Source organism: Micromonospora qiuiae, from assembly GCF_016863555.1.
Lineage (GTDB): Bacteria > Actinomycetota > Actinomycetes > Mycobacteriales > Micromonosporaceae > Micromonospora > Micromonospora qiuiae.
Genome location: NZ_BOPC01000064.1, coordinates 33,066 through 52,420 on the forward strand (window position 1 = coordinate 33,066; position 19,355 = coordinate 52,420).

Genomic DNA, 19,355 nt, shown 5'->3' on the forward strand with positions numbered 1-19,355 from the left:
GATCTGATGCGACACGGAGTGATCCTGCTGCCCGAGCGGCGCTGGGCGGACGCCCGCGAGCGGTGGGTGCGCGCGGAGCAGCTCGGCTTCGACCACGCGTGGATGTACGACCACCTCAACTGGCGCTGGTTCCGGGACAAGCCCTGGTACGCGCTGATGCCGACCCTCGCCGCGGCGGCCACGGCCACCCGCACCATGCGGATCGGCACGTTGGTGGCCAGCCCCGGCAACCGGCACCCGGTCCCCTTCGCCAAGGATATGATGACCCTGGACGATATCTCCGACGGCCGGATCATCGCCGGGATCGGTGCCGGGGCGGGTGGCTTCGACGACCAGGTCCTGGGCCGGGCCGCGCTGGGCCCGCGCGACCGCGCCGACCGGTTCGCCGAGTTCGTCGAGCTGACCGACCAGCTGCTGTCCCAACCGGTGACGACCTATCGGGGCCGGCACTTCACCACCGTCGAGGCGCACCTGCACCCCGGCTGCGTGCAGCGGCCCCGGCTGCCGCTGGCGGTGGCCGCGCTCGGGCCGCGCGGCATCCGGCTGGCGGCCCGGCACGCCGACATCTGGATCACCATCGCCTGGCCGGGACACGGTGAGCCGTATCGGTACGACCAGGCGGTCCCGGTGATCCGCGAGCAGGCCGCGCTGCTGGACAAGGAGTGCGAGGCGATCGGCCGGGACCCGGCCACGGTACGCCGGATGGTGGTGACCGGCGCCCGGATCGAGGGGGCCACGGACTCCGTCGAGACCTATCTCGACGCGTGCGGGCTGTACGGCGAGATCGGCGTCACCGACCTGGTCGTGCACTGGCCCCGCCCGGACTTCCCCTACCAGGGCAGCGTCGAGGTGCTGGAGGAGATCGCCGCGGCGGTGCTCCGGCCCGACCCGCGGCCGGACCCCGCCTGAAGCGGCCGAAGCGAACAGGAGTCCTCGTGCTTGCCCGACCAGAGCTGCACGGCACCTTCGGTGCCGTCTCGTCGACCCACTGGCTCGCCTCGTCGGCCGGACTGGCCACGTTCGACCGTGGCGGAAACGCGTTCGACGCGGCCGTGGCCGCCGCCTTCGTGCTTCAGGTGGTGGAGCCGCACCTCAACGGCCCGGGCGGCGACGTCCCGATCATGGCGTACGACGCGGCGACCGGCGAGGTCGAGGTGATTTGCGGCCAGGGCCCGACGCCCGCGGCGGCCACCATCGATCGGTTCCGTGAGCTGGGGCTGACCGCCGTCCCCGGCTCGGGGCTGCTGCCGGCCTGCGTCCCGGGCGTCTTCGGCGCATGGCTGACCCTGCTGCGCCGCAAGGGCCGGCTCGGGGTGGCCGAGGTGCTGGCCCCCGCCATCGAGTACGCCGAACACGGCTTCCCGCTGCTGCCCAAGGCCGCCGCGATGATCGAGCGGCTGGCGCCGCTCTTCCGCGACCACTGGGTCAGCTCGGGTGAGGTCTACCTGTCGCAGGGGCGGCCGCCCGCGGCGGGCAGTCGGTTCCGCAACCCGGCGCTGGCTGCGACGTTCCGCCGAATCATCGCCGAGGCACGGTCGGTCAGCGGCCGCGACGCCCAGATCGACGCGGCGATGCGCGCCTTCTACGAGGGGTTCGTCGCGGAGGCCATCGACAAGTTTGTCGCCGGCACGGAGGTGCTCGACGCCACCGGACGCCCGAACCGAGGGCTGCTGACCGGCAGCGACCTGGCGGTGTGGCGGCCGACCGTGGAGCAGCCGACCACCTCGTCGTACCGGGGGCTCCTGGTGCACAAGCCGGGGCCGTGGTCCCAGGGGCCGGTCTTCCTCCAGCAGCTCGGGCTGCTCTCCGGCTACGACCTCGGCGCGATGGGTTTCGCCAGCGCCGACCACATCCACACCGTCGTCGAGTCGGCCAAGCTCGCCTTCGCCGACCGGGAGGCGTGGTACGGCGACCCCGCGCTGGCCGACGTGCCGCTGGCCGGGCTGCTCGACCCGGCGTACGCGGCGGCCCGCCGGGCGCTGATCGGCCCGGCGGCCTCCGCCGAGCTGCGCCCCGGCGCCCCAGGCGGGTGGGACCCGCGGCTGCCCGAGCTGCCGGAGCTGTCGGCGCCGCCTGCCGACCCGGACTGGCGCGACCAGCTCGCGAACGGGCTGCCCACCGTGCTCCAGGCGACGGTCGTCCGGGGCGACACGACCACCGTCAGCACCACCGACCGGGACGGCAACATGGTGGTCGCCACCCCGAGCGGCGGGTGGCTGAGCGGCTCCCCGGTGGTGCCGGGCCTGGGCTTCGCGCTCGGCACCCGGGGCCAGATGATGTGGCTGGTCGAGGGGCACCCGAACAGCCTGATGCCGGGCAAGCGGCCCCGCACGACGCTCAGCCCGACCATCGTCCGCACCGACGACGGCCGGCCCCACCTGGCCTTCGGCACCCCGGGCGGGGACCGGCAGGACCAGTGGACGTTGAACTTCCTCCTCAACCACGTCGACTTCGGCATGTCGCCGCAGCAGGCGGCGGAGGCGCTGACCTTCCACACCGACCACGTGCCGACCTCGTTCATCCCCCGGCAGTTCCGGCCGCTCTCGGTGACCGTCGAGGACGACGTGGTGGAGGCGACCGTGGCGGAGCTGCGGCGCCGGGGCCACCGGGTGGACCTGGCGCCGACGCGGTCACTCGGCCAGATCTGCGCGACCGGCCCGGACGGCACCGGCGGGGTGCTGGCCGCCGCCAGCCCTCGGGGACAGCAGGCGTACGCGGTCGTCCGCTGAGCACGGCCGGACAGCACGAGAAACGGAGAGCACATGCCCAACAAGATCCTTCTCATGAACTACGGCCTGAACTGCACAATCGGCGTGTACCGGCAGATGTGGATGGTCGAAGAGGGCGACATCGTCGTCAGCGCCATCCCGGTCGACGAGGAGTTCCTGGCGTACGTCTGCGCGGTGTCGGGCTTCGACCGGGACCGGATCACGGTGCTGAACATCGGCCGGGACGTGACCGAGGAGGTGCTGGCCTCGCCGGAGCTGGCCGGTCAGCTCCGCCCGCTGCTCGGCGGCTCGACGGCCTGGCAGCTGCTGCCGGCCGCGTTCACCGAGGGGGTCGCCGTCCTCGCCGAGCGGCTCGGGCTGCCGCTGGACATCGGCCTGCGGTTCACCGCTCAGCGGGGCCCCGACCTGCTCAACCGCAAGTCGCACTTCCGCCAGCTCGCCGCCGGCGCCCGGGTGTCCATCCCGGACGGTTGCGTCGTCACCACGCTGCCGGAGCTGACCGCCGCCGTCGAACGGTACCTGCCGAAAACCGGCACGGTGATCATCAAGCGCGACGACGACCTGGGTGGGCACGGCAACCGGGCGGTCACCACCAAGGAGGCCGGGCCGCTGTCCGGGGTCCGCCAGACGGTGAGCGTGAACGGGAACATCCCGGAGGTGGCCGCCCGGCTGTGGGAGGAGCTGGCCGACCCGGGCAGCCACGTCCTGGTGGTGGAGAGCTACCACACGGCGGAGCGGATCTTCTTTTACGAGTACCTGATCGACGCCGACGGCAGCTTCCGGATCCTCGACACCGGCATCCGCCGGGACGTGCCCGGCGACCCGGGCGCCGCCGCCCTGGTATGGCTGGGACTGGAGCTGCCGGCGGACCTGGGGGCATCGGCGGCGGCCCAGGCGCTCACCCAGTCGGCGCAGCTCGTCGGCCTGGCCGCCCGGCTCGGCTACCGGGGGCACCTGAACGTCGACGGGATCACCACCGCCGAGGGCGAGGTGCTCTTCAACGAGATGAACGCCCGCTGGGGCGGCTGCACCTCGCTGCACCACATCGGGGTGAACGTGTTCGGCGAGAACTACGCCGACCATCACGTCATCTCCGGCATGCGGGTGATCACCCCGATGGTGCTCGCCGACGCGGTGGACCTGCTGCGCCGGCACGGCCTGGACTTCAGCCGGGAGACCGGCGAGGGCGTCATTGTCCTCGGCTTCGACACGGAGCTGGGCAAGGCGACCGAGTGCGTGCTCGTCGGACCGTCCCGCGCCGGGGTCCGCAAGCTGGAACAGCGGGTGCGCGAGGTCGCCGGCACGGTCAGTGACCCGGCGCTGGTGGAGTGAACGGGAGGCCGCAGATGACCACGAGAGAGCAGAGTCTCGAGCCGGACCGGGCGTTGATCGCCAGCCTGGCCCGGGCCGACCGATGGCGGGTGGCGGTCCGCACCCTGGTCATCCTCGGCGCGTACGCGGGCACCGTCGTGCTCGCCCTCCAGCCCGCCGTCGGCTGGTGGGCGCTGCTGTGTTCGGTGTTCCTGGCGTTCGTGCTGACCGGGTTCCTCAACGCGGTCCACGACTGCGTCCACCGGGCGCACCTGCGCTCCAAGCTCGGTAACCGGATCGCGGGGGCCGCCTGGGGCACCCCGATCACGATGAACTTCACCATCTACCGGCACGAGCACCTGGTGCACCACCGGTTCACCGGGGTGGAGGGCGACACCGAGAAGCCCCAGCACTTCGAGAGCGCCGGTAGCTACCTGCATGCCATGTCGGGTGTGTCGTACTGGCCGGTGCTGGCGGCGTTCATCGCGAAGACCTCCCTGGGGGAGCTCCCCGAGAACCTGAACACGCCGGAGCGGCGCCGGGACGCGCGGATCGACAACTGGGTGGTCGTCGGCTGGCTGGCGCTGATGGTCACCCTGACCGTGTTCTTCCCCGTCGCGCTCCTGGTCGCGTACTGGCTGCCGCTGTTCCTGGTGATGCCGGCGGCCATGATCATGGCCGTGCCGGAGCACTACGGGCTCTGGGGCACGCCGGACGTCATGCGCAACACCCGGACCGTACGGTCCAACGGCTTCGTCCGGTACTTCATCTGGAACGGCAACTACCACGCCGAGCACCACCGCTACCCGGCGGTCGCCTCGGTGAACCTGCACCGCCTGCACAAGGCGCTGCCGCAACCCCATCCCGTCCAGGTGAGGTCCTACGTCGGCTTCCACCTCGGGCTGCTGCGGGCTCTTCTCCGCGGCGACAAGGACTACGGCAAGGTGCCGGCGGACGACACGGCCACGCCGGCCGGACAGGGGTGATACCGATGCGGCCCGAACTCGTGGAACTGCGTGAGGGCGAGCAGCTGGGCGTCTGGCAGGACTTCCGGCTCTCCACCATGCCGGACCTGATCAGCGCGATGAGCCTGAGCCATGCCGTCTCCGCCCTCGTGAACGGCGGCGTGCTGGCCAACCTGCGCAACGGCAAGCGCCTGCCGGAGGACGGCCTGCTCGCCGGCCTCGACGAGCGCGTCGGCGAGGGCCTGTTGGCGTACCTGGCGATGCGGGACGTCCTCGAGCGGCGCGGCGACGGCTGGCACCTCACCCGCAAGGGCGAGCTGCTCACCGGCGACGTGCCGCTGGCCCGCCTCGGCATCTACCTGGAGGCGTACGGACCGGTGATTAGCCGGATGAGCGACCTGCTCACCGGCCGGGCCACCTACGGCACCGACGTGCTGCGCCGGGGTGGCCCGCTCGGCCGGCACTGCGCGACCCTCTTCTCCGCCTTCCACACCCCCGTGCTGATGGAGGCCACCCGCAACCGGGACGTCCGGCAGCTGCTCGACGTCGGGTGCGGCGGCGGCAGCCTCCTGGTCGACGCCTGCCTGCGCGACCCGGAGCTGACCGGCGTGGGGCTGGACATCGACGCCGACGCGGTCGCGGAGGCGACCCGGCTGGCCGCCCGATCGGGGGTCGCCGACCGGGTCGAGTTCGTCGTCGCCGACGCGTTCGCCCCGCACACCTGGCCGGCGGTCACCCGGGGGGCGGACGGCATGTGCATCGTCAGCGCGCTGCATGAGCTGTTCCGCGACGGCGAGCAGGCCGTGGTGCGGGTGCTCAACGAGTACCGCGAGGCGCTGCCCGAGCTGAAGATGCTGCTGGTCGGAGAGCCGGAGATCCGGTACGACGCGCGCGACAACGACGACGACTTCTTCCTCATCCATGTGCTGACCGGGCAGGGCATGCCGCGCGAGCGCGCCGAGTGGCTGCGGGTGTTCGAGCAGACAGCCCTGGAGTGCCGGCGCATCTACTGCCGCCCCGAAGCCGGTCCGCGGCTCTGCTTCTACGACCTCACCCCGAACCGGTGACGCCGGGTCCGCGCCCGCTCCCGACGACCAGAAGGAGATCACTGTGAGCAATCCGTTCGAGGACCTGGACGGGACGTACCGGGTGCTGGTGAACGACGAGAACCAGCACTCCCTGTGGCCCGACCTCATCGACGTGCCGGCCGGCTGGACCGCCGTCTTCGGTCCCGCGCCGCGGCAGGAGTGCATCGAGTACGTCGAGACCCACTGGGTGGACATGCGGCCCGCGTCGCTGGTCGCGCAGATGGATCAGGCCCGGCCCCCGGTGGGCGCCGGCGTCGCGCAGCAGGAAGGCGAGCAATGAGCCGCGAGGTGGACTGGCGCGACGCCACGATCACCCAGCTCTTCGACGAGCAGGTCCGCACCCGGCCCGACGCGGTCGCGCTGCGCTTCCGCGGCGAGGACCTGACGTACGCGGAGCTGAACGAGCGCGCGAACCGGTGGGCGCACCGGCTCCGCTCCCTCGGGGTCGGCCCGGAAAGCATCGTCGGCGTCTGCGTCGAACGGTCCTTCGAGATGATCGTCGCGCTGGTCGCTACCCTCAAGGCCGGCGGCGCGTACCTGCCGCTGCACCCGGGCGAACCGGCGGAACGCTTCCGCTACATGCTCGACCAGGCGGGGGCCCGGGTCCTGCTCACCCATGAGCAGCTCGTGGATCAGCTTCCCGAGGTCGAGGCGACCGTGGTGAGCCTCGACGGCGCGGTGCAGCCGGAGCCGGTCGCGGCGACGCTCCGGTCCGACACGACGCCGGACAACCTGATCTACGTCTGCTATACCTCCGGCTCGACCGGTCAGCCCAAGGGCGTGAGCGTGCCACACCGCGGCGTCGTCCGGCTGATCCGCGGGGACTACGCCGACCTTGACCCCGACGAGACGTTCCTCCAGCTCTGCGCGCTGACCTTCGACCCGGCAGCGTTCGAGATCTGGGGCGCGCTGGCCAACGGCGGCCGGCTGGTGATCCACCCGCCCGGCACGCTGGCCCTGTCCGAGGTGGCCGAGAGCCTGGACCGGGACAAGGTCACCACCCTGTGGCTGACCACCGGCCTCTTCCACCGCATGGTGGACGCCCACCTCGACGGCCTCGGCGGGCTGCGCCAGCTCCTCGCCGGCGGCGACGTGCTCTCCCCCGCGCACATCAACAGCGTCCGGCAGGCCCACCCGCAGCTGCGGCTGATCAACGGGTACGGCCCGACGGAGAACAGCTGCTTCACCACCTGCCACGAGGTGACCGAGCTGGTCGGGGCGACCGTGCCGATCGGCCGCGCGGTCACTGCCACCGACGTGTACGTCCTGGACGAGAAGCTCGCGCCGGTGCCCGACGGCGAGTGGGGGCTGCTCTACACCAGCGGCACCGGGCTCGCCCGCGGCTACCTCGGCCGCCCGGCGCTCACCGCGGAGCGGTTCGTGGCCGACCCGTTCCGCCCCGGCGAGCGGATGTACAGCGTGGGCGACGTGGTGCGGCGCGGCGCCGACGGCACCCTGGAGTTCCGGGGCCGTACCGACGACCAGGTCAAAATCGGAGGGTACCGGATCGAGCTGGGCGAGATCGTGGCCGTGCTCGCCGAGCATCCGGCGGTACGCGAGGCCATCGTGGTGGCCCGCGCGGACCGTATTCCCGGCGAGAAGGTCCTGGTCGCCTACGTGGTGGCCGACGCCGGCGAGGAAAGTCTCTTCCCCGAGCTGCGGCTCCTCCTGCACAAGCGGTTGCCGCAGCACATGAGCCCGGCGGCCATCGTGCTGATGGACCAGCTTCCGCTCACCCGCAACGGCAAGATCGACCGGGCTGTGCTGCCCGCGCCGCGGCGGTCGCCGCGCGACACCGACGTCGAGTACGAGCCGCCGCAAACGCCGGTCCAGGCGCTGCTGGCCGGCATGTGGGCCGACGCACTCGCGGTCGAGAAGGTCGGCCTCTACGACAACTTCTTCGACATCGGGGGCAACTCGCTGCTCGCCGCCGACTTGCTGGTCCGGATCCGGGACACCCTCGACGTGCAGATGCCCGCCGCCCAGCTGTTCTTCCGTGACGCCACGGTCGCGGGTCTCGCCGAAACGGTCGACCGGGCCCAGGAAGGGGACAAGGCATGAGGTTGACGCGACCGACCGGCACCGAGCCGATCGATTTGAAGCAGGTCGACCTCGTCGACCCCGTCATGCACGGCGAGGGTGACCCGCACGCCGTGTGGCACGCCATGCGTGAGCGCGAGCCGGTGCACTGGCAGCAGGTGAACGAGAAGCACGGCTACTGGTCCACCAGCCGCTACGAGGACGTGGCCCGGGTGCTGCGCGATCACACCGTCTTCACCTCTGAGCACGGCACCCTGCTCAACCTGCTCGGCAAGAAGGACCCGGCCAGTGGGCAGCAACTCCCGGCCACCGACCCGCCCCGGCACACCCAGATGCGCTCGCCGGTGCAACGGGCACTCAACGGACGGATCCTCGAACGCCACCGAAAGCTGATCCGGGAGGAGGTGCGGCTGCTCTTCTCCGAGATCGTTGACGGCGAGCCGTTCGACTTCGCCACGATGACCGGCAGGCTCCCGATGGCGGTCACCGGGACGCTGATGGGCCTGGACCGGGCCGACTGGCCGCAGTTGACCTACCTGACCAGCCAGGCGATCGCCCCCGACGACCCCGAGTACGTGATGCCCGAGGGCGGCCGGCACACCCTGCAACGGGCCCACCGGGAGCTCTTCGCCACCTTTGAGGACTCGGTGGCCCGGCGTCGATCCGACGGGACCGGCGACCTCATCGACGTGCTGCGCACCATGGACTTCGAGGACGGCCGCAAGCTGCGTCCGGGTGAGATCGTCTCCAACTGTTACAGCCTGCTGCTCGGCGCCAACGTCACCACGCCGCACGTCCCCAACGCCGCGATCATCGAACTGATGGAGGACGGTAGGTACGCCGACTGGGCGAGCAAGCCGGAGCTGTTGCTCAGCGGCATCAACGAGGCGCTGCGCTGGAGTTCCCCGGCGAGCCACTTCATGCGGTACGCCAAATGCGACGTACAGCTCAGCGGGGTGACGATTCGGAAGGGCGACCCGGTCGTGGCGTGGCTGGGCTCGGCGAACCGGGACAGCAGCGTCTTCCCCGACCCGTACAAGTTCGACGTGCGGCGCAACCCGACTCGGCACCTGGCCTTCGGTGTCGGCCCGCACTACTGCGTCGGTCACGCGGTGGCCCGGATCACCCTTCAGGAGTTCTTCGAGGAGCTCTTCGAGCAGTTCGAGGGCTTCGAGTCGGCGGGCGAGCAGGAACACCTGCACTCCAACTTCATCGCCGGGCTCAAGCACCTGCCGCTCGTCGCCACCCGCCGCGCGAAGCCCCGCCATGACGGCTGATGTCGACCCGCCGGTGACCTCGGCCTTCCGGCGACGACGGAGTCCGGCTCCGGCGCCGCCGCAGCGGGTCGCCGAGATCCTCGCCGACCCGGGGTTCGGCAGGTACGCCACCGACCACATGGTGACCATCGACTACACGCCCGAGCGGGGCTGGCACGACGCGTGGGTCCGGCCGCACGAGCCGTTGTCGTTGTCCCCTTGCACAAAGGCGCTGCACTACGGACAGGCGATCTTCGAGGGGTTGAAGGCGTACCGGCAGCCGGACGGGACGATCGCCTGCTTCCGTCCCGAGGCCAACGCCCGGCGGTTCCGCGACTCTGCCCGCCGGCTGGCCATGCCGGAGCTGCCCGAAGACCTCTTCCTGGCCTCGCTGCGCGAGTTGGCGGGGTACGACGAAGGATGGGTGCCGGAGGGGAGGGGCCGCTCGCTGTACCTGCGGCCCCTCATGATTGCCACGTCTACCGACCTGGTGGTGGGGGCGGCGCGCGATTACCTCTACGTGCTCGTCGCGCTGCCCTCCGGCGCCTACTTCACGGGCGGTGCGGCGCCGGTCACGGTGTGGCTGTCCGAGGAGCACATCCGCGCCGCACCCGGCGGCACGGGCGCGGCCAAGTGCGCCGGCAACTACGCCGGCACCATGGCGGCCCAGGCCCGGGCCGCGGAGCAGGGGTGCGACCAGGTCGTCTGGCTCGACGCGGTGGAACGCCGCTGGGTCGAGGAGATGGGTGCGATGAACCTGTTCTTCGTGTTCGGCACGGGTCCGGGTGCCCGTCTGGTGACCCCGCAGCTGAGCGGATCCCTCCTGCCGGGAGTGACCCGGGACTCGATCCTGCGGCTCGCCCACGACCTCGGCCACCCCGTGGAGGAGCGGCGCGTGTCCGTCGAGGAATGGCAGAAGGCCGCCCTCACCGGCGAGCTGGCCGAGGTGTTCGCCTGTGGCACCGCCGCAGTTATCACGCCGGTGGGCACGGTCCGTCATGCCACCGGCGGCTTCGCCGTCGGCGACAGTCGGACAGGACCGGTCACGGTGGCACTCCGAAACGCATTGACGGAGATTCACCACGGGATCAGCGGCGACCCGTATGGCTGGATGTACCGACTGGTTTGAGGTTCACTCCGGCCGACGGCGGACGGCCGGAGTGAATCCCGGCGAGTACCGCGTCCTGACCGGCGCTACCAGAACCAGCCCTGCGGTTGTCGCCGTCACCGGCAGCGCCGCCGAGGCCCGGTCGGTCACTGGCCCGACGGATCCCGCTACCCGGTTCAGGGGCCGGTCAGGAGGCGGTCCGGTGTGCACTCACGTCCAACAGGTCCCGCTCGAATTCCGCCAGCAGCGTTCGCGGTGCCCCGAGGAATTCGAAGTGACCGCCGTGAAGGAGGACGGATCGACAGTCCTTGGACATATCCTTCCATCCGCCCATAAGTTCCATCGGGATCTCCGGATCCTCCGACCAGCCGATCGCCGTGATGCCGCAAGGCAGTTCGAAGACGTCCGGCTCAAGGTAGCGCTTGTTCGCCTCCAAGTCCTGCAAGAGCAGCTGCAGGCTCATCTCCATCAGCTCGGGTGTCGGCCGCCCGCCGAGCCGGACGATCATCGTCTGCAACTCGTTGACCAGCTCGTTGTTGTTCAATTCGAGGAACCGACCGTACGGACCGTCGTGCGGGGCGACCTGCGAGGACACAAAGACCCGCCGGGGCACCGGATGTCCACCGGAGGCCAACTGGCGGGTCAATTCCACGCCGGGCAGCGCGCCGCCGCAGTGCCCAAAGAAGCCGAACGGCTTGTCCAAGTACGGCAGCATCGGTTCGATCAGCGAGTGGGCCAGTGCCGCGTAGGTCTCGTAGTGCGGTTCGTGGAGACGGTTCTGGCGGGCCGGCGGCTGAATGAAGCACACCTCGATTTCTCCTATTCGCTGCGGCCACTGGCCATACATCGAGGCGCCGCATCCGGAGTACGGGAAGCAGAAAAGTCGTGCCTCAGCAGTGTGATCTGGTTTCCTGGTCAGCCAGGGTGGCTTGGCGGAGCGACGGCGGGGTGGAACTGGCATGGTCGCAGTCCTTCGCAAGTCGGATGAGCAGCGGTGGTGGGCGTTGTTCAGAGTTTGGCGTGGGCGGCCAGTTCGCGCTCCACATCGGTCATGCTCCGGCTCGGGACCTCCAGCAGCCGGCGGGCGGCGGCGCGGACTAGGTGCGGCTGGTAGCCGCAGGCCGCGACCAACCGGGCGGCCGCCTCGACGTCCTCGTGGAGCCGGTTTGGCCCGATGCTCGACCCGAGCAGTTGCAGGGCGTCAGGCAGGCTGAGGCCGCCCAGGGTGATCGTGTGCAGGGCCGGCAGGCCGGTCAGCGGCTGCCGACAGGTGATGAGCACCGCCGATCCTGCGGAATTCGGCAGCAGAGGCAGCACCCAGCTCGCCTCCTGCACGTCGTCGAGGATGACAACGACCCGCTTGCCGTTCACGGTCGCGCGCCAGAGCGCGGTCAACTCCGGCAGTGTGCATGGAATCTGGGCCAGCGGCACGTCACACTGGCGCAGGAACCTCACCAGCACCCCGTCGGGTCTCGGCTCGCCGTCGTGGCCGTCCGGCCGGGCGAAGAAGTGCCCGTCGGGAAAGTGCGGCTGGAGGAAGTGCGCGGCACGGATCGCGAGGGCGCTCTTACCCACACGAGGCGCTCCGGTCAGACCGACGAGGACCGGTTGTGGAGAGCCGACTACCCGGCTGATGAGCTCGGACAGCTCGGTGGTGCGCCCGACGAAGCCGTCGGCTGTGGGGGTGAGGATGTCCAGCGCGGCAGTGGTGGCCAGCGGGATGATCGGCTCCACCGCCGGCTCGTAGCCGGCCGGTTCCGGGGTGAGGATCCGGCAGTGCAGCTCGCGTAGCCGAGTGCTGGGTTCCAAACCCAATTCGGCCTGTAGGACGCGCCGAGCATCCTGGTATGCGGCCAGCGCGTCGGCCCGTCTTCCCAGCCCAAACAGCGCCTCCATCAGCAGCTCCCACAGCCGTTCCCGCAGCGGCTGACTGGCTAGCGCCTCCTGCACTGTGGTCAGGGCGCTCGCATGGTCACCGATCCTGATCTCCGCAGTGGTCAGTTCCTCGACCGCCGCCCCGCGCAGCCGCTCCAACCGTTCCCGCTCCGTGTTGAAGAAGGCGGTGTCCATTCCAGCGATGGGCACGCCCTGCCACAGCGCCAGTGCGGCGCGGAATTGGGCGATGGACCGGCCGAGGTCGCCCTGTTCCTTTGCTTGCCGGGCGCTGGCCAGCCGGTGCTGGAACACCTCGGTGTCGATCGTTGCGCCGTCCGCCGTCAGCAGGTAACCACCACAGTGCGAGTGAAGGGCGAAATGCTGCGAATCAACGACCTCGGTCATCTTGCGACGGAGCCGGTAAATGTAGGTGCGGACCGCGCCGTACGCGGACCGGGGTGCGGCGTTTCCCCAGAGCGCCCGGACCACGTGCTCATTGCTGACCGGTCTGTTCAGTTGGAACAAGAGTACCGCCAGCAGTGCCCGTTGCAGCGGGGGGCCGAGGTCGATCTCCCTGCCGCCTGCCCAGGCGCGCACCAGGCCCAGTAGGGAGAACCGCAGATGCACTGAGCCAGCGTCGCCTGTTGCTGTGGAAGCCGTCGCCGCTGGGGTTGTCGCTGCCATGGTCGGGCCGGGGTACGGGCGTAACAGGCCTACCCGTTTTTGTGTCATGCGTCTTTGATCTCCTATTATGTCGTGCGCCATTCGCTTGACCGAGGCGAGCGCCGAGTTACCGGAGAGGGCTCGCATACTTCCGCGGACAAGCGCATGCTGCGGCTCCTTGTCGGTTAGGGGCGGGTGCCGACCGGACCTCGAATACGGCGGCCATAAACAACGGGAGCCCCTATTTCACCCCCCTTCCGCAGATGGCGCAGGAGCGGCTTCCCGCCTTCGTCATCGACTCATCAGAGAGATGGCTACCAGTAGATGCGATGTCTGCCGTTGCGACTGTGTTTTTCAGGCAGGGCTTGGTTCGCGCAATAACCGCTGACGACTCGAAATGATGGTTCCCGGTCGTCGGACATTGGCGCAAAACCGCAAGAGCGAAGCGACTCGTCAGGATAGGTGGCCCTGGCATTGCTTCGACGAACTTGTCATGGCCGGCCGATGAACTTTCGTGCTCCCGCCTGTAGGCGGACGGGATAACAGAGAGTGTTCGCAAGCTGCCCCCGTATGCTGGCTCCGCGAGTGAGGAGACCGTAGCAAGAAGTGAAGATGCGATCAATGCCTTAAACTCTTGACAACCCGAGGTTGGGAAGTCCGGAGGCGGCGATGAGCCAATGTGTGGGCAGCGCGGCGTAAGTTGCGCAGGATCTTGAAGCGCCTGACCAAGGTGTGTTCGACCCGGCTCGAACGGTGCGGTGCTCGGCGTTGAGGGCGTCCTTCCCGTTGGGCAGGTCGCTCCCGTCGGTGGGCTCGCCGTACGGAAGGATCGCCGCGGTAGCCGCCGTCGGCCATCACCGGCCGCCCCGTCCAGCCTCCTGCCGGATGCCAGACCTGCGGTAGACGATGGTGCCGTTGCGGTTGCCGGGCGGCGGGTCGTCGACGGCGATGACCGGGTGGGTGATGGCGTCGATGGCGACCTGCAGGTCGGTCGAGTACCGGTAGTTCTTGCTGACTGCTCGCCGGGACGCCTTGTTCAAACTGGCCGACGCGCAGCCGGGATCGACATCGAGCGGCTGCGGACCGCGGTGGCGGCGGTGCCGCTACCGCGGGCCCCGGACGGGCGGATCGTCCTGGCGAGAGCAGGCTCCGGCGGGCGTAGTCGGCCAGCCATTGCTGCTGGGCGGCGGTGACCTCGGCCAGCCGCTGGGCGGCCCTGGCCATCATTCGCTCCGCGGCCTCGACCTTGATCCGGATTTCGCCGGCTGAGGGCAGCGCGCGTTCATGCAGCTTGTCCCGGACCATCCGGGCGCGCGCCAAGCGGTCGCCGAGCCCGGACAGCCGCCGCAGGCAACTGCCGGCGGCGCTGTGCCGGGTGCTGCCTGCGGCGGCTGCTGGGTCGCTCATGTCACCCGTCAACTGGTCAATCTCGGCTTCGCCATCGGCGATCATGGTCGCTAGGGCGTGAGGCTGCGGTTGGTGGAGCGGGCGGCGACCGTCGCCGTCCACCGCCACCGCGGCCAGATCCACCAGCCCACGCTGGGCGCATAGCGCCAGGACCTGCACGAACAGGGCCTTGATGCCTTCGCGGTGACGACGTGGCCGAATCGCAGCAGCTCTTGCAGCTGAAGATCGAAAGCCGCGCGACAGCATCCGGCAACCCCGCGGCCGCGCACCGAAACCCGCCCGGCCAAGACCCGGTCAACCACCCGGACTACCCAACCGGCTTGCGGAACCGGGCAGGCTGCAACCCGGTGATCGGTGCGAGGGCATCACTTGGTAGGACCCGAAGAGGTCGGGGGGGGGGGACGCTTCTCCAACCGTGGGTCCGCCATAGCCCACGCAACGCCAGCTGGTCAATCAGATCGGCTGCTCGGAGGGGGCGCCGATCCCGATAGAAATCAGCCGACGAAGATGGGCCGCTTCGACACCGCCCGTGGCGTGTTGGCAGGGCGCTGCGGTTTGCCGGCGGTCTCCGTCGCTAACTGCTCCAGAAACGCGTCGAATGACATCTCAAGTTGGCTGCCCTGCCGCGTCCGGATGGTGAGGTCTCCACCGGCCAACTCACGCTCGCCGACGACCAGCACGTACGGAATCCACTCCTTCTCGGCCTCGCGGATTTTCTTGCCGAGCTTGATGTCGCGGTCATCGACGTCGACCCGGTACGGTAACCGCTCGGCCAACCGCATCGCGCCCTCAACGTGGGCGCCGGTCACAGGGACCAACCGAGCCTGAATCGGGGCCAACCACACTGGCCATTGCGCCTTCTCGCCTCGCGCCATGCGCATAGCCTGGGTCTCGAGGATCGCGTAGACGTTGCGGTCGAGCGACCCGGAGACCGAAGTGTGCAAGAGTAGCGGGCGCTGCTTGGTGCCGTCCTCGGCCATGTACGTGATGTCGAAACGCTCGGCGTTCTCGACGTCGATCTGGACCGTCGACAAGCATGCGGCCTTCTTGCCGCTGTCGATGAAGTTCATCTCGAACTTAGCTACGAAATAAAAGAACCGCTCATCCCACACCTCGATGAGCGCCGGCTGGCGGAGTCGACGCATGAGTTGCTCGATGAAATCCGGGTGCTCGTCAAGGAACGAGCGTACGAATCGGATCGCGGGCACACAGTTCAGTCCGGTGTCGTCCAGCCAGTCGAGGCACAGGCTGACCTGGTCGAGAAACTCCTGCTTTGCCATCTCCATGTCGCGAACGAGGCTGTGCATGTCGGGCATCGTGAACGAGCGCAGCCGCCGCAGGCCCGCGACCTCGCCACCCTGTTCCCGACGGAACGAGAAGTGGGTCAACTCGTAGAGGCGCACCGGCAGGTCGCGGTGCGAAGCGACCATGTCGTTCATGATCATGTATTGCCCGAAGCAGGCCGCGAAGCGAAGAAAGAACTCCTTGTTTTCGCTGCGCACGACGTACTGGCGAGCCGGAAAACGGTGCAGGTACTTCGACAGCGCCGGATGCCCGTAGTCATACATGATCGGCGTCTCAACCTCCATGGCGCCGTAGTCGACGACCATGCCGGTCACCCGTTGCTCCAGCAGGCGCTTGATCTGCAGACCCTGCGGGTACCAGCGCAGGTTGCCGGTGTCGGAGGCCGGTTCGTAGTCGACCAGCTCGTGCTCGCGCATGAGCTTGATGTGTGGCGGCGCCTCCTCGGCGACTCGGGTGCCCGACCGCTCGTAGGTGAACAGATCCTTCAGCCCTGGGTGCGACGTGAAGTCGAAGTCGTCGGCGAGCACGTACGCGCCGTCTGGCTGGTAGATGCGCCACTCTGACCGCAGCGTCTTTTCCGCTGCGATCGCCTTCGACTCGACGGCCGGCCGCGTCGCCTGCCCCTCGGCCCGATCGGAGCTCACTCCTGGTAGGACCGTCATTGCCAGCTCGGATAGCGGGTGTCCCTTGCACGCGATGTCGTATGACTTGTAGTAGCCAAACGGTGCCCGATGGACTTCGAGGCCGCTCTCGTCGCAGATCAGGTCAGCGACTTGGCCGAGCACGCCGATTGCAATCCGCGGCTTAGCGAGGTCGCTGGACAGGTGAGCGTACGGGTAAACCATTACGCGGGTGGCACCGAGCTTGTCGGCGGTGGCACGGATCTGCATGGCGGCCTGTTCGGCTACGTCGTGCGGGCCAGACTCGTCGGCCTTCTCGACCGACACGAACGCCACGAGCACGTCCTCGAGGCTGGCGCGCTCCTCGCCCGGCGCGAGGTCACCGACAAACCCCGCGACGTTCGTCCTGTCGGTAACCTGGAAGGAAAACCGGTCGGCGTGAATCAACATCAACCGCAAGGAAGCCCCCTGAATTCTAAGTGTCGACCGCATGGCCGCGCGACGCACCAGACAGGCACGCAAAGCTATAACCAGCAACAGGTTGTTTCAGATCCCTCTCGCCGCCGTTCCCGGCCGCGCCGAACACCGATCCTATCCAGCCTCGGCAGTGGCTCGCAGTCGGGTGCGGTGTGTCGGTGATCATTAGAGTGCGGGTCTCCGGCTCGGAGTCAACCGATGGTTGCAACGCCGCCTCGTTGTACTGATGGGATGGGTTAATGGCGGAGATCGAAACCGCCTACCTTGAACTCAAATCCACCATCCTCAGCGGCCGGGTCCTACGCGCCCACACCCCCGACGGCATCGACCAGGGGATCCACGCCCTGCTCATCGTCTACCAACTACTAAGGCCTGTGTCGAAGTCGGTGGCAGGGCTTGAGCTGCCGGCTTGAGGATCTTCGCGTGTCGGTGTTCGAGACGTAGCGAGGTCTCCGGTATCTGGTTCAGCGACCAAGCAGAACCCGAACTGCCGCACCGCCACCGGCAGATGCAGACGACCTTGACCGATCACGGTGGAGACACCCTGCCGATCCACCCGGATCACGATCAGTCCGGAGCTCTCGCGGATGTGCAGGCGGCGTCGGCAGGACCGGCAGCGGCAACGGCGGGCGGCGACGTGCTCCCCCGGGCTGCCGACGGTGGCCCTTCTCCTGATCCGCCAACATCACCGGCGGAACGACCGGAGCTACAGAACGATCAACCACGACTATCGCCCCCGATCGAAACAGGGCCGATCAAGAGCGTCGCTGCGCTGAGATTTGCGTGGTCAAGCGCGCTTGACCACCAGTACGCGATACACAGCATGGATGCTGCAAACTGGTGTCCGAGGGGGATTCGGCCACACGCACCCTGCACACCTGCCGGAAACAGGTGTTCATGCGTCGGACAATAGATTCCCGGCGCCCAACGGTCAATCAGGGGGTCAGATCAGCGGGCCAGCCCACCCGCGCACACCCGCGGTGAGCTGTATTCACGCTCGAGGAACCGGACATCACCTACGCGATCGGGTCGACGCTCCCTGTTGCTGCGTAGCACCTGGGACAATTCTTGTCCGACCGGACGTTCGCGCACGTGGCGCGCGCTCGCCCGTACCCGAGCAATGGGTACTGTGTCGCGTCCTCATCGCCCCGACCAGGGATCGCAACGTGCTGTAGCCGCCCCACGTCTCGGTGCCCGCCAGTCCTCATCGCCCCTACCAGGGACGCCATGACCACTCAGCAGGCAAACCTGCGTCGGCTCCGGGTCTCAAGGGTGTTGCAGCTCTGGCCAGAGCTCTCGATCTCGGCGTCTCTTCGCCGGAAGCCCGCTTGGTGTACGTGACGAACCGGCTTCGGGCACCGGTGCCTTCTCGCGGGGAGGCCAACCTGCTCCTTGCGCGGTGATCTGGCACGGCCGCAGCACACGCAGCGCCCGACCGCTGCCGGCCAGGCACCAGGACCACCCGGCTTCGTGGCGCGTCTCGCGCCACACCCGTTTGAACACAACCGGCCGCAGCACGCCCGATCAACCCAGATCGGTTGATCCGCCTGGGCATCCGCCGTGCCGGTACGTGTCAGCAACTGAGGCTCAGGACGAGCAACAAATGAGCAGCAAACGATCAAGAGCCGGTCCCCTGATCTCCAGGAAACCGGCTCTGACCTGCAACTTCTGGTCGGGACGGCCGGATTTGAACCGACGACCCCTTGACCCCCAGTAGTCCGGTGGCCCAGCGACATGCTCACGCACGTTTGCCCAGGTCGCCTGAAGCATAAACCGGCCGAGTAAAGGAGTCGGCGTGCCACTCCCCCGCCACCATCACTTCCCTGCCGTCACCCTAAATCGAGTAGCGCGTGACTCCGGCCGGCTCGTGGGAGTTCGTGTCGGAGGGACGATGGCAACCTCAAGTCCACCAGCCGACATCAATGGATGCACTGCAGCTGGTGCCCAGGCGATGGTCGGGCCTGCGGCGCACCTACGCCAAGTGCGCCTCCCTCTATCGAGCCACTCGTCCTCATCGCCGCCGCCATCTGGCCCTCATGATCGGCAGGACAGGCCCGGTCGGCCCGGCGTACGGTGGGCAGGCCGGGGACGGGGCGAGGATGTGCCCGTGGCGGGCGTGCGGCCGCGCCGGTGTCGGTGGCGTCACCGCTGTGACGCCGTGCTGGGTGTTCGCTGCTCGGAGCCTGGTTGCGGCAGTGTCACGGCGGGACGGGTGCTGCGGTGTTCGTGTAGCGAGAGCAGGACGACCGAGCCCAGGACCAGGACGAGGCCAACCCATTGACTGGGGACGAGCCGGCCGTTGAGCAGGGTGAGTCCGACGAGCGCGGCTGACAGCGGGAAGGCGAGCTCGGCCAGGGTCGCGCGGGAGGCGGGGGTGTTTTGCAGGGCGTGGTAGTACAGCAGCAGGGCGAGGAGGCCCGGTACGGCCGCGAGCACCACTAGCCGGGGCAGCAACGCTGGCGGTACGGCGACCGGCGTGCGTGTCGCCACGGCGAAGCCAGCAAGCGTGAC

The 19,355-nt window shown here is 68.9% G+C and carries 14 protein-coding genes and 1 pseudogene; 10 read left to right on the forward strand and 5 right to left on the reverse strand.

Going from position 1 to position 19,355, the window contains the following annotated elements:
• Positions 1-6: 6 nt before the first annotated feature.
• Genes Vqi01_RS21850 through Vqi01_RS21890 form a run of 9 tightly spaced genes read left to right on the forward strand, consistent with a single transcriptional unit; the run spans position 7 to position 10,518 of the window.
• The gene (locus Vqi01_RS21850) at positions 7-909 is read left to right on the forward strand and encodes an LLM class flavin-dependent oxidoreductase (RefSeq protein WP_204036697.1); all 903 of its coding nucleotides are present in this window, start codon (positions 7-9) and stop codon (positions 907-909) included.
• A 26-nt stretch (positions 910-935) separates the two neighbouring features.
• Complete coding sequence (locus Vqi01_RS21855) at positions 936-2,729, forward strand: gamma-glutamyltransferase family protein (RefSeq protein WP_239098573.1); 1,794 nt, start codon at positions 936-938, stop codon at positions 2,727-2,729.
• A 33-nt stretch (positions 2,730-2,762) separates the two neighbouring features.
• Positions 2,763-4,061, forward strand: coding sequence for a preATP grasp domain-containing protein (locus tag Vqi01_RS21860; RefSeq protein WP_204036698.1), 1,299 nt, complete (start codon positions 2,763-2,765; stop codon positions 4,059-4,061).
• 14 nt (positions 4,062-4,075) lie between these two features.
• On the forward strand, positions 4,076-5,026 hold the full coding sequence (locus Vqi01_RS21865; RefSeq protein WP_204036699.1) for a fatty acid desaturase family protein: 951 nt from the start codon (positions 4,076-4,078) through the stop codon (positions 5,024-5,026).
• 5 nt (positions 5,027-5,031) lie between these two features.
• Entirely contained in the window at positions 5,032-6,072 is a 1,041-nt protein-coding gene (locus Vqi01_RS21870) for a class I SAM-dependent methyltransferase (protein WP_204036700.1), read from the forward strand.
• A 43-nt stretch (positions 6,073-6,115) separates the two neighbouring features.
• Positions 6,116-6,373, forward strand: coding sequence for an MbtH family protein (locus tag Vqi01_RS21875; protein ID WP_204036701.1), 258 nt, complete (start codon positions 6,116-6,118; stop codon positions 6,371-6,373).
• The gene (locus tag Vqi01_RS21880) at positions 6,370-8,154 is read left to right on the forward strand and encodes a non-ribosomal peptide synthetase (protein ID WP_204036702.1); all 1,785 of its coding nucleotides are present in this window, start codon (positions 6,370-6,372) and stop codon (positions 8,152-8,154) included. Before Vqi01_RS21875 ends, Vqi01_RS21880 begins: the two co-directional genes overlap by 4 nt.
• Positions 8,151-9,410, forward strand: coding sequence for a cytochrome P450 (locus Vqi01_RS21885; protein ID WP_204036703.1), 1,260 nt, complete (start codon positions 8,151-8,153; stop codon positions 9,408-9,410). The genes Vqi01_RS21880 and Vqi01_RS21885 overlap by 4 nt, the downstream gene beginning before the upstream one ends.
• A complete protein-coding gene (locus Vqi01_RS21890; protein WP_204036704.1) occupies positions 9,400-10,518 on the forward strand; it encodes a branched-chain amino acid aminotransferase in 1,119 nt (372 codons plus the stop codon). The genes Vqi01_RS21885 and Vqi01_RS21890 overlap by 11 nt, the downstream gene beginning before the upstream one ends.
• A gap of 166 nt (positions 10,519-10,684) precedes the next feature.
• On the opposite strand, the gene Vqi01_RS21895 is transcribed toward Vqi01_RS21890, so the two are convergent.
• From Vqi01_RS21895 to Vqi01_RS21910, 4 genes and pseudogenes are all read right to left on the reverse strand, one after another.
• Positions 10,685-11,458 (reverse strand): thioesterase II family protein, encoded by a 774-nt coding sequence (locus Vqi01_RS21895; RefSeq protein ID WP_275408836.1) that lies wholly within the window; start codon positions 11,456-11,458, stop codon positions 10,685-10,687.
• Positions 11,459-11,505: 47 nt separating this feature from the next.
• Complete coding sequence (locus tag Vqi01_RS21900; RefSeq protein ID WP_204036706.1) at positions 11,506-12,999, reverse strand: AfsR/SARP family transcriptional regulator; 1,494 nt, start codon at positions 12,997-12,999, stop codon at positions 11,506-11,508.
• Positions 13,000-13,653: 654 nt separating this feature from the next.
• Positions 13,654-14,054, reverse strand: a pseudogene (locus tag Vqi01_RS30940) (transposase family protein); the annotation flags it as partial.
• An 882-nt stretch (positions 14,055-14,936) separates the two neighbouring features.
• On the reverse strand, positions 14,937-16,817 hold the full coding sequence (locus Vqi01_RS21910; protein ID WP_204036708.1) for a threonine--tRNA ligase: 1,881 nt from the start codon (positions 16,815-16,817) through the stop codon (positions 14,937-14,939).
• A 266-nt stretch (positions 16,818-17,083) separates the two neighbouring features.
• Between Vqi01_RS21910 and Vqi01_RS21915 the strand changes: the two genes are divergently transcribed.
• Positions 17,084-17,257, forward strand: a complete 174-nt coding sequence (locus Vqi01_RS21915; protein WP_204036714.1) for a hypothetical protein — start codon at positions 17,084-17,086, stop codon at positions 17,255-17,257.
• A gap of 1,729 nt (positions 17,258-18,986) precedes the next feature.
• Here the strand turns inward: Vqi01_RS21915 and Vqi01_RS21920 are convergent.
• Positions 18,987-19,355, reverse strand: a 369-nt coding sequence (locus tag Vqi01_RS21920; RefSeq protein ID WP_204036709.1) for an EamA family transporter, incomplete at its 5' end; no start/stop codon positions are given.